A 14,414-nucleotide genomic window follows, 5' to 3' on the forward strand; every position below is an offset into this window, starting at 1 on the left:
ATCATGGGGTCAGATCAAGCAAGGCTCGGGCCTGTTTTGCAGACCTTCCCTAGCAAACAGCTTCGACAGGAGCGCCTCCGCATCAACGCGAGTGGCGCTTTTTGCTTGACTGGCGGCCACAGACGTGGACAAATGCGCTCGCGAGGGGCTCAAACATGAAGAAAACTATTTGCGTTGAAATGCTTATAGCAATGGCTTTCGCCAGCTTGTGCGGCACCGCCACAGCAGCCGAACAGGCGAAGTCGTCCGCAACACCTCAAGATCCGAACGAATTCACCACTGCACGCCTCCGAGGCAAGGGTTTCGACGCTATTGCGACTTCGAAACGAACGCGAGGCGGCCCAAAGGCCCCCGCTTACACGCTGGAGAACGCAGTGTGCAACTTCAGCACAGAACCAGGTAGAACCCTGGTCTTCGATTGGCCCGAGGCGGCCTTCTTTACCGAAGGTGGTGGCCCCGCACCTGCGAACACCTGCAAGGTGCTTACTCGCGAAGGCGTTATGTCGACGGAGACGGACGACAAATCGAACGTCTTGTTGACCACGCAGAAAATGCCCTTCGCCGCAACTACATTTCGTCGCGCACGGAACAAAACCGACGAAATCTTCGACTGGGTCGCGAGCAAGTTGTCTATGAGACCCGCTTCATCGGGACCCGCAGCCAACGGCACGGAAGTGAGTATCACGACCTATTTTTCTGGCAGGCGAGTTCAGCACGTTGTGGAGAGTTCGAAGTCAGATGCAGTGTTTTACATGGCGCTCCCCAGCTTGAGTCCTGCAGCGCGGACTGACATTTCGGCGCAGCTTGTATCGCAAGGACAGGCGGCACTGGGCGGTCGCATCGATACCCGAGGCGCGTTCGCGGAGGAGATTCAGTCGGGTCCGCAGCGTGAGAAGTTCCTCCAATTCTTGGGGGGACCTGCTGAATATCTCGTGAAACTTGTCTCCCCGAGCAAGCTGCAAATAGTCTGGGCCGCGCAACGTTCAGCGGGAACGCCCGTGAGTTGGTCGGACCTGCCCGTCGTGATGACTGAAATGAAGGCACTCAGCGCTGGATTCAGCTATTCGGCGCCGGACGCTACCGAGTGACATGAAGGCATTCTGGGACCTCGTCATCACGCTCGCGACCGGGCTTGCCACGTGGCTTGCGCCGCTAGACGTCGAGCCAACCTTGAAACCCGCAGCTGCGCTTGGGACAGTGATCGGCGCTGGTCTAATGACGGCGGCTTACGGTCTACACGGGAAGGACGCCCTGACTAAGCGGCTAGGAGGGCGAACGCAAGTCGTTTGGTTCGTGGTCATTTGTACCGTCTGCACGGGTCTTTATATCGCAGTCCGACGTTCGACCCTCACGGAAAGCGATCTGCGTTTCTGGGTGTTGGCAGCATTGCTATGGACTCTGTCGCTCATTCTTTCGGCACTATTTTCTCTTGTCGGCATGCTGGCCGCCGAGAAATTGAAGCCTTGAGCGTTTGCTCGGCTTCGCTAATCTAATGCCACCCGCTCGAGCAAGGGCGTGGACGTGTCTCTGCACCGCGGATCCGTGCGCTCGAGAGGATCAGTTGACACCGTCTTCTTTGTATGCCTTGACAGCTTCGCGAGATCGACCGTCTGATTGGCTGAAGACCACCCTACCCGGATTGGGGCTGTACCCGCCATTGCGACATCGAACGGGCGCCACCGAAGTCGGGTGGTCGCCCAATTACGAGCGAACTTCGCCACCAGCCTTCCCTCCCAGCAGTTCTATGACGACGTGCCGCTTTCGCCCAACTGAAAGGCATATGGATTCAGCCCCATTCCACCGCGCGGCATTGACAACGGCGTCGCGTGAAGGCGCCGTTGTAGACGAACAAGATGTACACGCCGTCACCAAGGAGCAGGTGCCGACTGGTTCCACGAGCGCTCCGCCGACAGCGGTGCCGGCGACCGAGGGCCGACGGAAAGGACACGTCACAGCACGTCGCGCCAATGCTCGGCCAGTAGCCGAGCTGATGAACGCAATTGAGGCCACAACGCATTAGGACCGCGCCATGACCGAATCAACCAAGGTTTTCCGCCGCTATACCGACCTGGCGTCGCTGCTGGACATGCTCCATCGCAAGTCCATCACGCTGCTGCGGCCAGACACATGGGACGACCGGAATGATCGACTCATGATGGAGACCTACGCGAACCGTCTGAAGCTAAAGACGCTGCTGGCCCTGTGCCTGACAAGCCGCGGCGAGACCTATCACCATTGGAAGGTCTTCACCGACAAAAGCAACGGCGTCTGTATCCACTTTCGACGGGACGAGTTCAAACACGCTATGGAAGCTGCCGACGTGAAGGTCGAAAAGGTCAAGTATCTGAAGCTGGGCGAACTCGTCGCCGAGGACCACCTCATCGAGACGCTGCCATTTCTGAAGCGCTTTGGCTTCGGTGACGAGGGCGAGTATCGGGCCGTTTACCAGAACAAGGCCGCCGAAGAACATCTGAAGCAGGTCCAGATCGATCTCAACATTATTGAGCGCGTTAGCCTAAACCCCTGGATGCCGACGCCTGTTTTCGAGTCGGTTCGCGCCACCATCGAGGCCCAACGCCAAGACGCCTCATTTACGGTGGACCACTCGTCGCTCATCGACAACCGACGCTGGCGCCAGTTTGCCTCGCAGTACGAGAACAAGCCAAGGTGGGCCTGACCTCGAGGCGATAGCGGGCGCCTCCTCGGTTGACAAAAGCACGTTTCATCCTATGAGGCCGGTGATCTTCGAAGGGATGATCCAAAGCATCCGCACGCACCAACTGTCCCGGCTTATCTATGCGGCTGGCCTGACCCCTACTTCTCATCTCGTCTCGCTCGCACTGCCTGGGGTTTGATTGAGGCTGCAAAAGTGCACTACCTTCGAACCATTGGAGGGCCTCGCTTTACAGCGCCACCAGCCGGGGTGGAAGCCAATTTTGCTTGGCACTTTGATACCCTCGGCGAGACCGTCACCGTCGCCACGTTGGATTCGAACGTCGAGACGATGAGCGCAGAGGAGTGCCTTGCTCTGGTCGACGAGTTGATCGACCGACTAGATGACCGAATGCTGAGGGCATGGATCGTTCGAGAGGTCGTTGCCATCGCGGAGAAGCGTGGTGCTTCCGCAGCAGAGGCTGACGAGCTCAAGGCGTACGCCCGCGCAGCCGACATTAGTCCGCCGTTGGATACACCTCGGGTGGTGGCATGAAGAGGCTCAGTGCTCGCTGACGATCTCGCGAGCCCGGGCGAGCTGCTGGCGCAGCTTACGGGTCTCCTGCTCAAACTCCGCGTTGATCTCGTCATCCCTCAGATGCTTGGCCTTGGTTCGGTCCCTGCTCCTCACAAATCGCAAGAATAGGTACCCCAGGATGGTCCCGAAGATGCAGGTCCACCATAAGGCCCAGACCGCATGGATGAAAAAGCCCGTGACGTGCCCTTCGGCGCTCATCCCAACCATTACGAAGAGCAGGACTGGGACGCCGATGGCCATCCAGATGACGGCGTTGGACAGACGCCTACGCGCCGGCGGCCGCGCTGGCTCATTCAGTTGGCGCTGACGCGTGGCTTCGCGCTCGGCGAGTTCACGTTCGAGACGCGGGATGGCGAGCTCCGCTGCGGTCTTGTCGGTGCCCCGCTGCACTCGCGCGATGGCGTCCCCGACCTTCTTGAGCGCAATCGCACCGCCGCGGCGAACCACTTCCTGCGGCGTCTTGCAGTAGCCGCATGTGAGGCTGTCCACGTCTGAATCGACTTCTAAATTCGCTCCGCATCCGGCGCAGCGCAAGGCCATTGCTTCCATTTCTCTCTCCATTGATCGTTCTTTCTCGCGAGCCCGCCAATAGCCTGGCGAAGCGAGCGCCTTGGTCGTCTGCTCCGGTTTGGGCGCGGCATGCGCCGTCCGGCTAGGTCGCCTGAAAAGTCATCCGCTCTGGGCGCGCAGCCTTCTAGAACAGCTTTGCCAAGTTCTGCGCGAAGATCGCAAATCGCTGCCGTTCCGTGGAGGTCAGCTCAGTGGCCTTTGCCCGCACAGCCTCCTCAAAAAGCAGCGTCAACTGAGGACCAATTTCGAACTGCAGCTGTGGGTTCTGTGGCAGATTTGACTTGTCGAAGGCCTTTGCGATCGCCGCCGCTGCTGCTGCCTTGTGCTGAACCGTCAACAGCAAGCGGACGCTGGCGGTGTCTCCCTGGCGCATGAGCATCTCTGCGGCTTTTCCAAGGGCCTGCGGACTCACCTCCGACCCTTTGGCCGCCGTTCTTACCAAATGAAGTGCCCCTTCGAGGCGATCCTGCTTCCTGGTGGCATCAAGTAACAGCTGTCCAAATGTCAAATCGAGTGCGGCCTTCTCGGGAGAGTCATTCATATCTCTGAGCACCGTTTGCATCATCTCTTTGCCAGTCTCGGCCTGGTCCCTGAGAAACAGGATCTGCCCGGTGAAGAACTGCGCCCTCTTATTCTCCGAGCCGCTCACAAGTGTGACCATGAACTTCGCCAACTTGTCGGCTGCTTCCAAGTTCCGCTCGGAAATCTTCCGGTCGATGGCGCTGGTGAGCACTTCGAGCCGCTTCTGCGTATCCAACGTAGCAACCAATGGGTTCGCCTGCCCAAGCGCGTCTGCCAATCTCGCGTCTACAGCCTCTTCCAGCTTGCCGCTCTGCCTGACCTTGATCGCAAGAAATTCCTTTGTTAGAGGCAACAGTCCTGGCATGTCTTCGGCTTGGGCGCGCTTTGAGAACACGACGCCGCGATTCTCAAGCTCTGCCAGCGCTCTCAAGACCTCGTCTTCAGGAATGTCAAGCGCGATTGACAAGATCGGAAGCGTCCAGCTGTTGCCCAGGTATGGGTACAGGAGGGCTACATTGCGCGGGTTCTCCTCGAGCCCGTCGAACATCGTGGTGAAGCAGAAATCTAGGAACTCGCGCTTGAGGATCGGCGCACCTTTGAATACCTCCTCAGCCGTCTTGAGCGAGCCACCTTTCGCGGCGATTGACGCGCTCCATTTCAACGCCAACGGGATCCCTCCAGTCGACGCGATGATCGACCGAATCGCACCGCTGTCAGTCTGCTTTCGCGCATATCCCTGACGCTTGAGCTCGACCTCAAAAAGGGCGGTAGCCTCTTCGTCATCCATCTCCGGAATAGGCACCGAGAGCGCGCCCATGTCGCGACTAATGCGACTCGTGACCAGGATCTTGACCGGGTCAGGCACCTCGCGATACAGGAAGGAAATGATCTGCTCGTCTTCAACATCTTCGATGTTGTCGATGAGCAGCAGACCCCGCACCCCTTTCATCGCTTCGAGAATCTCCGCCTTGGTCTCATCTATCGTCGCTTTCGGTGGCAGGGCCAAACTGTGGGCGATGGACGCGAGAAATTCGGAGAATCCGGAGAAACCAGCGACCCGCGACACGACGCTGCCCTGCCAGACGCGGCTTTTGGCTGACAGCGAGATAAGAAACTCGTAGTCTCTGCCGTCGTAGAACTGCTTCGAAAGTTCAATGGCTACGGCCGATTTTCCGACGCCGCCCAAACCGTCGAGTGAGACGACGGGATGCCGAAGTTGTAGGGCCTCTCGCACCTTGTCTAGGACTTTTTGCCGCCCGATGAATTGCTCACAGTGAGGTGCCAGCAGCCTGAAATATGGCTCATCGACTTCAAGGGCATACGCCTCCTGTTGCGACGCATCGACGTTGGTGAAAAGGGAGTAGATGTCGATCGGATCTTGACAAGTCTTGGATTCATCGCCTACCCGAAGGAAGAAGGTGTTCTTCTTGTATGCGCTCTTGCCAGTTTTTTGGTCGACAGGCGCATCCTTCTGCGCCGCAACAGGAAGCTGGCCCGCAGCAGCTCCAGCCACGAAGATGATCCAAATCACTCGTCCGTTCGCGAGTTCAATGGTCTCCTGAAAGACTTTTACCCGTGGTCCCACAAAGCCTCGAAGCTTGTCATTCACGCGCTTCGTGTCGACCGCATCTGCTGCGAGAACACCTTTGACAACGTACTTGTTGTCGATCCCGATGCAGATCGCACCACCCTTTGCGTTGTGGAAGGCCAGAACGTGGCGAGCGAGCTTGGAAACATCAGTGTCCTTGCTGATGTCGAGCATTTCCTTGTAATCCCACCACTCGCCTTCGTTCCGATTCTTGGCTTTGGTTCTGTCCTTCGTCAGCAGTTCAACCTCAAACGCGGGATCCAATGCCCACTTCTTCAGGCTTGCAGTGATGGCAGTAGACAAACTCATCGCTCTCCTCCGCTTGACTCTTAGGATTGGCCTGTTATTCAGGTCGTTATGATCGTCGCGACTACATAGTGGCCTACAGATCGCCAGCGAACGCCCGCGTCTACATGCACCATGCCCCTTAGCCATCGAGGATCCAAGGGGCAAGGAAGCGATGCCGCATGACACCTACGTCGCGCAGGAATCCGCGAAGCAGTCTAACCTTGCGCCAACAGGTCTTCTCTGCCAAATATTTGGCCCAACCGTGAAGAATGTACTAGGTAACACCCAAGTCAAGCAAAACCTCCCGCATCGCGCAGACCCAAACAGGCTCTAGGAGGCCAGGGCGTTCACCAAGCCGTCGAACCCACAACTTCTGATCGACACAGCTCTTCAACCCCCTGCATTTGAAGCAGCCCGCTCATAAAGGCCGCTCTGAGCGGACGAAGGCAAACACTGCAACAGGACCCCATGGCCGCTCAATGCATTTGCCACGCTCGGCTCCTCGGAATTGGTGCACTCGAGGTGCCGGGCCGCTTGTTACGGGCGGGGCCGGCATCCTCCCGCAACTGGCCCGATCCTGCCCTTCGCCAGCCCCCCTTCCCACGCTCCGCTGGAACCACTTGCCACGGCCAAGTCAGCAAGGGCGGCCGAGAGCCCGTTAGCTTGCGCAGGGAGCGCGCCAACTTTGTGCGCACGACTCGGGGCGGACACCGCGAGGCGCGGCCCCGGGCCTCATCGACGCTCGAGCTACGGCGGCAGCGGGCCGGTCAGATACCCGCCGCGGAGGAGAACGAATGTCAGCCCCGATCCTTCCTCAATCATTACTGTTACGCTATACGTAACAAGACATATTAGCCTGCGTGCCGCCAGGCGCCGGAACCAAATGGATCCTACGAATTGCCGATGGGTGGTCGCCGCTGGGCGCGCGAATCTGGAACTGCAGGTATGACTGGCCTGGTAAAGCACAGTGCGCCCGGGCCATATCTCGGGTTTGCTTTGCAGCCTGTTCGGCTGTGCTATCACCTGCTCAGCAGCCCATTGGATTCCAGTGTGTCACTCGAGGTGCTGGATGACGTCGCCGTCCATTTTGCGGACGGGAACGTGCTCTTGGAGCAATGCAAGAGTGCTCTATCCCACAATGCCTTGTCGGATTGGTCCGAAGATCTTTGGAAGACATTGGCGAATTGGCTCGCCCTGCTCGCGTCGACCGAGATCGATGCCGCCAAGACTTCATTTCAGCTCTACGTGACACCTCAGCGGGCCGGCAAGCTTAGCTCGGCCATGCACGAGGCAGCCGATCAGCAAGCGATCCACGCGTTTGTCAAGCAAATCGAGAAGAAGCTGAAAGCGCGCCCCCAGCCGCCGAAATGCATTGCGTACGTAGAGAAGTTCTTGGATGCATCCGAGGCTCATCGCTACGCGGTCATCTCGCGATTCTCAGCAGTCAGCGTTGACAATGACCCGATTGAACCCTTGCGCGCACTCCTGACCCCTGCCGTCCCAACGGCCTCCATTGATGTCATCTGCCAGTCGGCGATCGGAATCGCGAAGGACTGGGCTGACCAACGCATCCGCAAGGGCATGCCTGCCCTGATCAGCGTTGCAGAGTTCCGAAAGAACTTCCACGCTTTTGTTCAGAGAAACAACTTGCCTGGCTATCTACCCACTTTTTCCGTGCCTCCAACGCCGGCTGACGCAAAGTCAGTCCTTGCCAGCCGCCCTGTATTCATTCGCCAGTTGCAATTGATTCAGGCCACCGAGGAGCAGCAGCTGCGCGCCGCCAGCGACTTCATGCGAACTTCCGGCGACAAGGCGAAATGGGCCGACCAAGGTCTGGTCTTCGATGGAAGCTTCGATGATTGGGAAGATTCGCTTGTACGCCGACACGCCGCTATCCAGAGCGAAGTGAAAGACCTCCACTCACACAAGACCGAGATCGTGCAAGGACGTACTGTGTACAACCGCTGCTCAACTCTTGACGTACCTCTCGACAGCCGCGCCCTGCCGGGTCATTTCACACACGGCGGGTTCAACGACTTGGCCGACAGACGAAAGCTCGGCTGGCATTCGAACCACACGATGCTGCTGGACAAGGAGGACGAACAGTGACCACAGGTGGCCAGCCGGGGCATCTGAGCGAGGCGGCCATCGTCCAGAACGAGGCACTAGGAGCTTACGCGCTGTGGAAGTTTGGGTTGGGATTTCAAGATCGCGACGGGCGGACGGCGACGCTTCCAAGCGCGTTTCTCGTCTTGCCGTTGATTCTTCATGCACCAACCCTGGTCTTGGTCTTGAGTACTCAGAAGGCCTCTGGACTGCACCTGTTTGCAGGCAAGCTCGGCGAAATGCGGGAGAACCTGCTCGCAGTCCACGGCCGCGCCTTGTCCCTACGCCGGTTAACCCTCGACTCGCTCGTTCGGGCTGAGCAGTCTGGCCTCATTCGTATTGACCCAAGGACTGCGACGATGTTGGCGGTCGAGCCTTATGACGACATGCGCGTCCCTGAAGTACCTGAGCGCATTCGACGCATAGCACCGGCGTGCGAAAGAATTGGGTACTGGTTCGCGGGTCTCTCCGACCAGCAAGTTGCGCACACATTGAGAGTGGAATTCTGATGTACTTTCAACTACGACAGCTCATCCTTTGGCCTCGACGCGGCGGCGAGCCTCGCATCGTGAAGTTCGAGCCAGGCATGGTCAATGTCATCAGCGGGGCGTCGAAGACAGGCAAGTCATCGGTCATCCCGATCATTGACTACTGTCTGGGGTCCGAAAGATGCGCGATTCCAGTCGGAGTGATACGGGAGAACTGTTCTTGGTTCGGCGTGCTCATCGACACCGTCGAAGGGCAAAAACTGCTTGCCCGTCGGGAGCCTGGCGAGCTGAAGAGTTCCGGTGAAATGTTCTTCCTGGAAGCACCGGAGATTGACCCCCCTTCCGAGATCCAAAGCAAGAATCAAAACGTAGAGTACGTAAAGGCAGTCCTCAATCGTTTGGCCGGACTGTCCAACCTCCAATTCGAGCCCGGCACCGAGGATCGTTTCAAGTTTCGTCCGAGTTTTCGCGATTTGATGGCGTTTTTGTTCCAGCCGCAGAACGTCGTCGCTAACCCAGACGTGATGTTCTTCAAAGCCGACACGACAGAGCACCGTGAGAAGCTGAAGACTATCTTCCCGTACGTCCTTGGCGTAGTGAGCCCAGAGCTACTGCAGGCACGCCATGAGCTCGACCGCATCCAACGCATTCTCCGGCGCAAAGAGAGTGAACTGAGGGCGCGACAAGACTCAGGGGCGACATGGCAGCGAGAGGGCTTTGCTTGGGTGCGCCTTGCCATTGAATACGGGCTGCTGCCCTCGGATACAACCGTTCCCCTTGACTGGCCTTCCACAGTCGACCTGCTGCGCGCTGCGTTGCGGAGCGACTTTCGTTCTGCGACGCCCTCTTTGGCGTCGATGGATGTCATCATGTCCAGGCTTGCGGTACTGCGGGCAGCTGAATCCCAACTCGGGATCGATCTTAGCCATTCGCGACAAAGGTTGCACGAGTTGCGAAGGCTCGATGAGAGCAGTGATACCTATGGCGATGGCCTGCGCATTCAGCGTGCGCGGTTGGGCTTGTCTACGTGGATTCGCGATCTATCGACCGCACAGCCCGCGGCCGTTCTTGAACCCAGCGAAGCTGGCCGGGCGAGGATAGATCAGCTCTGCGAGACGCTCGAGGGAATCGAATTGCGCTTGCGCTCCCATCCTAACGTCGCCGAGTCCTTGGGCCGAGAAACGCTTCGCCAACGCGAAGCTACTGATGGTGTGCTGGGTGAACTCGCTGGCGTGCGGCAAGAGATTCGCACGCTCGAGGGAAAGTCGGAAGAGGCACGGAAGGTCACAACTCGTGGTGAGGAAGTCTCGCGGTTCCTCGGCCGGCTTCAGGAAGCACTTCGGTTGTACGAAGCCGCCGACACATCTTCAGGCCTCAGTGGTGAAATTGCGGATTTGAAGGCGCAAGTCTCGCGCCTTGCAGCATTCGTTTCCGAGCACGAGATCAGTCGTAGGCTGGAGAATGCCCTAGGTTCGGTTCAAGACATCTCTAGTCGACTTATTCCTCAACTCGACGGGGAGTGGCCAGATGCGCCGATCCGTCTGATCATTCAAGACCTTACAGTCAAGGTGATTCGTGGAACGCGAGACGACTATCTCTGGGAGATTGGCAGCGGAGCCAATTGGCTTGCATATCACGTTGCCTTAACGTTGGCGCTACAGGGATACTTCCTCAGGATGCCACATCATCCAGTGCCGGCGTTGCTAATCTACGATCAGCCCAGCCAAGTCTATTTTCCTGCCAGGCGAACGGCAGCTGTGGCTGCAAGTGAGTCCGATCCGAAGTGGAAGCATGAAGACATCGTCGCTGTACGGAAGGTTTTTTCACTTTTTAATCATGTAATTGGCCGTACAGATGGGCGAATGCAGATTATTGTTCTGGACCACGCCGACGAAGAGGTTTGGGGACAACTCGAGAATGTCCACCTCGTCGAAGAATGGCGTGGCAAAGGATTGGTGCCCTCGACGTGGTATCAGTCACCACAATAGAGAATCCGGTCGTGAGAAGCGGTCCGACTCCCGTTCTCGTCATAGCGTCGATGACAAAGCTCGACAGGCCATAGCAGTCGCGCCCATCAAACGCAGACGCCCGCATCCTGCATGCGCCTCAACGGCGTTCGATAGCACCGCTGCGGGCTTCGGCAACGTACACGAGGTCGTTGCTGTAGAAGCCGCCGTCGTGTGAGCCTCTATGCGCTTGCGGCTCGCAGCGTAGGGGAAGAGGCAAAGGCTTCCGTGGGAGCCCGGTCACTTGTCACGAACTCCGGAAGGCTCAATGCGGCGTTCGAGATTGGCTTCGCACGGGGTGGCTCTGAAGCTTTTGCGCCGCCTGTCGTGGCAAGCAGATGACGTACATGGGCGGCTTCTACTTGGCCAAGTCCCACTCGATATAGCGGATGACCCGAATCCAGGCAACGATTTCGGCACGAAAACGTTCACGAACAATTGCGACATCGGCGCCGCAAGTCGAGCGACCTCGGATTCGTCGTCGACGGCGAGGCAAATCGAAATCCTAAGGGTAGCGTTGGTGGCCATGTCCTTTACAACTTGTGGCCTCTCTCGCCTGCCCAGGGAAGAGCCGCGCTGACGCCGTCACATAGTCGCGTTCAAACCTGCCGCGCTGTTTGATCACCCGGAACGGGTGCTCGACCTTGGCTCTGATGCTGGCCTTCATCTGCTCTACTTGCTCCGCCACGAACTCCGGCTCGATAAACGGGTTGAGCAGCCTGCGCTTGCCTGGGCGCATTGCTACATGCCAAGTCGGCCGTGCAGCCTCCGCTCGCTTGTGCACACCTTGGTAGCCCCAAACTCCTACCGCGGTTCGGCTGATGAGAATCGCCCCACCATCGCCCCACCATCGCCCCGAACGCGATCGCCGGCAGCCCGACGCCTGACTGGGCGGTCTGCGCCGGCACCCTCTTCTGCAGGTCCTGGACCCATTCGCGCGTGCGCTGCAGCTCCACATCGTTGGCCGGCGCCGCAAGTGGCGGCCCCGGCCGGCGGTGATCGTGGTGCCGCCCTGCGCCTGCACCGGCGCCAACCGCAGCTCGCTGTGACGCGGAAAGCAGTCGGCCGAATTCCTCAACAGCGGCGCAACTCCGGAAACCTGAGGACGTCACCGTCCTAGCTCCGCATGATCGAATGCGCTCTGCAGCGCAGCGGCTCGTTCGGCGGTTGGCGAGTGCCAGCGCGGAACTGTATGTGCCGGGGCAACATGCCCGGCGGGCGCTGGCGCGGGTCGGCAACCCGGCAGTGTCGGAACTGGCGCAGCTGTGGAAACAGAACACGAGGAGCCGTGGGCTCGCCACCGTGCGCCGGCTGACTTAGCGATCTCCCCGATAGCGGTCGGCGGAGGCATTCCGTTTCGGGATAGCCAGGCCGGATAAAAGCATTTGCCGACATACATCGCGGCCCACAGAATGGTCCACTCCAGTCACTTCAGAGCAGCCTCCATGACCCTGATCGAACAACGATTCTCCAGTCTCTCCACAGACCACGCGCCCGGCCAGGAGGTGCGTCGCGGGTCCTGCGACCCGCAAGCAGCCATGCTAGGCGAGCGCCTGCCCGGTACGCCGGTGGATTTCTCGCACGGCAACGTGAACGTCGATGCGTTCGAGCCCACTCCGGGGTCGCTCAAGGAATTCACGCGTGGCTTCGAGCGCGGCGGCGAGCAGGCCTACACGGAATACCGTGGCGGTGCCGAGTTGCGCGAGACATTGGCCAGGCGCCTGACGCGCTTTACAGGCAAGGGCGTGTCGGGCCAGCAGGAACTCCTCATCACGCCCGGCACCCAGTGCGCCCTGTTCCTGGCGGTCGCGGCCACCGTCGCGACGGGCGACAAGGTGGCGATAGTGCGCCCGGACTACTTCGCCAATCGCAAGCTGGTGGAATTCATGGGTGGCGAGGTCGTGCCGGTGACGCTCGATTACCTCGACGCCAAGGGTCGGGCCGGGATTCAGCTGGATCAACTGGAGACCGCCTTCAAGGCCGGCGTGAAGACCTTCCTGTTCTCCAACCCGAACAATCCGGCGGGTGTCGTCTACTCCAACGATGAAATCGAGCGCATCGCGCAACTGGCCACGCGCCATGGCGCGACGGTGATTGTCGACCAGCTCTACTCGCGTTTGCTCTACGCAGGCAACACGTACACCCACCTGCGAGCGGCCGACATCGCGCCGAACCAGGTGCTGACTATCATGGGCCCTTCCAAGACCGAATCGCTGAGCGGCTTCCGGCTCGGCGTGGCCTTCGGCGCGCCGCACCTGATCGAACGCATGGAGCAACTCCAGGCCATCGTGGCATTGCGCGCGCCCGGCTACTGCCAGGCCGTCCTGCGCACTTGGTTCGCCGAGCCGGAGGGCTGGATGCAGGAGCGTATCGTCAAGCACCAGAAGATCCGCGACGACATCCTTCGCGTGCTGAGCGCGGTCGAGGGCGTCGCGATCCGCGCGCCGGAGGCCGGCAGCTATTTCTTCCCGCGGCTGCCCGAGCTGAAGGTTCCGCTGCTTAGCTTCGTGCAGCTCCTGCGCGTGCAGGCGGGCGTGACCGTCACGCCCGGCACTGAGTTCAGCCCGTCGGCCACCGACAGCATCCGCCTCAACTTCTCGCAGAATCACGAGGCAGCGGTCGAGGCCATCGAGCGCCTGGCGCGCATGATCGACATCTACAGGAAGTGAGATCGGGGCATGGACATCGAGGCCTTTACAAGTGACGCCGCTCCGCCGCCGGCGGGCACCTACAGCGTTGCGGTCCGTGCGAACGGCTTCGTCTTCCTGGCAGGACAGACGCCGCGCGATCGCGACAACCTCCGGCATGGCGATGCGCCCTTCGCCGTGCAGGCGAAGATGGCACTTGACAACCTCCAGGCGGCCGCGAATGCGGCTGGCTTGTCGCTGAAGCACGCGGTGAAGGTCTCGGTGTTCTTGAGGAATCCCGCCGATGCACCTGCGTTCGACGCGATCTACAAGGGCTACGTCGGCAGCCCCCCGCCGGTGCGCACGCTGTCCCAGTCCAACTTCATCGGCTTCGACGTCGAAGTCGATGCGATCCTCGTGGTGCCGGACTGATCCTTCCGGGCCTGATACGACGGCCACAATGCAAAGCGGGGGCTTCGAAAAGCCCCCGCTTTTTGCTGTCGTGAATTAGGCCGGGATCAGATCACGCCTTCCTCTCGCAACGCTGCGATGTCTTCGCCGGTATAGCCGATCGTCTCCAGGATCTCTTCGGTATTGGCACCGCGATCGGACACCGGGTGCCGCACTTCCGACGGCGTGCGGCTCAACTTGAACGGCTGCCCGACCACTTTCACCGGGCCGAGTGCAGGGTGGTGCATGGGCTGCGCCACCCCCAGGTGCCGGACCTGGGCATCGTTGAACACGTCGTCCATCCGGTTGATCGGGCCCGCTGCGACGCTGCCCCGCTCGAAGATCGCCATCCATTCCGCGGTGGTGCGCTGGCGCGTGCGGCCGGACAGTTCCTGGTTGAGGTCCACGCGGTTTACCGAACGCGCGTCCTCGGTCGCATAGGGCGGCAGGTTCAGCAGATCGTCCGCGCCGAGCGCATCGCATAGGCGCTTCCACATCGCCTGCTCGCCCGCTGCGATC

Annotated in this window: 12 protein-coding genes and 1 pseudogene; 9 read left to right on the top strand and 4 right to left on the bottom strand. The window is 59.7% G+C overall.

Annotated elements, in window-relative coordinates; translation table 11 throughout:
- Positions 1-155: 155 nt before the first annotated feature.
- The 4 genes from B0W80_RS35260 (at position 156) to B0W80_RS32080 (ending at position 3,208) form a co-directional block, all read left to right on the top strand.
- A complete protein-coding gene (locus B0W80_RS35260) occupies positions 156-1,088 on the top strand; it encodes a hypothetical protein (RefSeq protein WP_143684873.1) in 933 nt (310 codons plus the stop codon).
- A 1-nt stretch (position 1,089) separates the two neighbouring features.
- On the top strand, positions 1,090-1,467 hold the full coding sequence (locus B0W80_RS32070; RefSeq protein ID WP_077003202.1) for a hypothetical protein: 378 nt from the start codon (positions 1,090-1,092) through the stop codon (positions 1,465-1,467).
- Positions 1,468-2,029: 562 nt separating this feature from the next.
- A complete protein-coding gene (locus B0W80_RS32075; protein ID WP_077003203.1) occupies positions 2,030-2,677 on the top strand; it encodes a hypothetical protein in 648 nt (215 codons plus the stop codon).
- A 246-nt stretch (positions 2,678-2,923) separates the two neighbouring features.
- Positions 2,924-3,208 (top strand): hypothetical protein, encoded by a 285-nt coding sequence (locus B0W80_RS32080; RefSeq protein ID WP_077003204.1) that lies wholly within the window; start codon positions 2,924-2,926, stop codon positions 3,206-3,208.
- Positions 3,209-3,214: 6 nt separating this feature from the next.
- Here B0W80_RS32080 and B0W80_RS32085 read toward each other — a convergent pair whose 3' ends face one another.
- Positions 3,215-3,799, bottom strand: coding sequence for a hypothetical protein (locus B0W80_RS32085; protein ID WP_077003205.1), 585 nt, complete (start codon positions 3,797-3,799; stop codon positions 3,215-3,217).
- A 145-nt stretch (positions 3,800-3,944) separates the two neighbouring features.
- Positions 3,945-6,239, bottom strand: coding sequence for an ATP-binding protein (locus B0W80_RS32090; protein ID WP_077003206.1), 2,295 nt, complete (start codon positions 6,237-6,239; stop codon positions 3,945-3,947).
- 924 nt (positions 6,240-7,163) lie between these two features.
- Between B0W80_RS32090 and B0W80_RS32095 the strand changes: the two genes are divergently transcribed.
- Genes B0W80_RS32095 through B0W80_RS32105 form a run of 3 tightly spaced genes read left to right on the top strand, consistent with a single transcriptional unit; the run spans position 7,164 to position 10,800 of the window.
- Positions 7,164-8,327 carry an ABC-three component system protein gene (locus B0W80_RS32095; protein WP_077003207.1) on the top strand — a complete coding sequence of 388 codons (1,164 nt, stop codon included), beginning with the start codon at positions 7,164-7,166 and terminating at the stop codon, positions 8,325-8,327.
- On the top strand, positions 8,324-8,833 hold the full coding sequence (locus B0W80_RS32100; RefSeq protein WP_077003208.1) for a three component ABC system middle component: 510 nt from the start codon (positions 8,324-8,326) through the stop codon (positions 8,831-8,833). Before B0W80_RS32095 ends, B0W80_RS32100 begins: the two co-directional genes overlap by 4 nt.
- Positions 8,833-10,800 carry a DUF3732 domain-containing protein gene (locus B0W80_RS32105; RefSeq protein ID WP_077003209.1) on the top strand — a complete coding sequence of 656 codons (1,968 nt, stop codon included), beginning with the start codon at positions 8,833-8,835 and terminating at the stop codon, positions 10,798-10,800. The genes B0W80_RS32100 and B0W80_RS32105 overlap by 1 nt, the downstream gene beginning before the upstream one ends.
- 628 nt (positions 10,801-11,428) lie before the next feature.
- Here the strand turns inward: B0W80_RS32105 and B0W80_RS36560 are convergent.
- A pseudogene (locus tag B0W80_RS36560) lies at positions 11,429-11,623 on the bottom strand (IS5/IS1182 family transposase); the annotation flags it as partial.
- Between the two features lie 580 nt (positions 11,624-12,203).
- Between B0W80_RS36560 and B0W80_RS32115 the strand changes: the two are divergent.
- Positions 12,204-13,487, top strand: a complete 1,284-nt coding sequence (locus tag B0W80_RS32115; RefSeq protein WP_256856747.1) for a pyridoxal phosphate-dependent aminotransferase — start codon at positions 12,204-12,206, stop codon at positions 13,485-13,487.
- A 9-nt stretch (positions 13,488-13,496) separates the two neighbouring features.
- The gene (locus tag B0W80_RS32120) at positions 13,497-13,877 is read left to right on the top strand and encodes a RidA family protein (protein WP_077003211.1); all 381 of its coding nucleotides are present in this window, start codon (positions 13,497-13,499) and stop codon (positions 13,875-13,877) included.
- A gap of 86 nt (positions 13,878-13,963) precedes the next feature.
- Here B0W80_RS32120 and B0W80_RS32125 read toward each other — a convergent pair.
- Positions 13,964-14,414 (bottom strand): CoA transferase (locus tag B0W80_RS32125; protein ID WP_143684874.1); only part of this gene is annotated, 451 nt, incomplete at its 5' end.

This window comes from Variovorax sp. KK3 (assembly GCF_001984055.1).
Classification (GTDB): domain Bacteria; phylum Pseudomonadota; class Gammaproteobacteria; order Burkholderiales; family Burkholderiaceae_C; genus Variovorax.

Excerpts from the sequence above, each read along its gene's own strand:
- B0W80_RS35260 (WP_143684873.1), top strand. The coding sequence starts at position 156 with ATGAAGAAAACTATTTGCGTTGAAATGCTTATAGCAATGGCTTTCGCC.
- B0W80_RS32095 (WP_077003207.1), top strand. The coding sequence starts at position 7,164 with ATGACTGGCCTGGTAAAGCACAGTGCGCCCGGGCCATATCTCGGGTTT.
- B0W80_RS32105 (WP_077003209.1), top strand. The coding sequence starts at position 8,833 with ATGTACTTTCAACTACGACAGCTCATCCTTTGGCCTCGACGCGGCGGC.
- B0W80_RS32090 (WP_077003206.1), bottom strand. The coding sequence starts at position 6,239 with ATGAGTTTGTCTACTGCCATCACTGCAAGCCTGAAGAAGTGGGCATTG.
- B0W80_RS32120 (WP_077003211.1), top strand. The coding sequence starts at position 13,497 with ATGGACATCGAGGCCTTTACAAGTGACGCCGCTCCGCCGCCGGCGGGC.
- B0W80_RS32075 (WP_077003203.1), top strand. The coding sequence starts at position 2,030 with ATGACCGAATCAACCAAGGTTTTCCGCCGCTATACCGACCTGGCGTCG.
- B0W80_RS32085 (WP_077003205.1), bottom strand. The coding sequence starts at position 3,799 with ATGGAAGCAATGGCCTTGCGCTGCGCCGGATGCGGAGCGAATTTAGAA.
- B0W80_RS32070 (WP_077003202.1), top strand. The coding sequence starts at position 1,090 with ATGAAGGCATTCTGGGACCTCGTCATCACGCTCGCGACCGGGCTTGCC.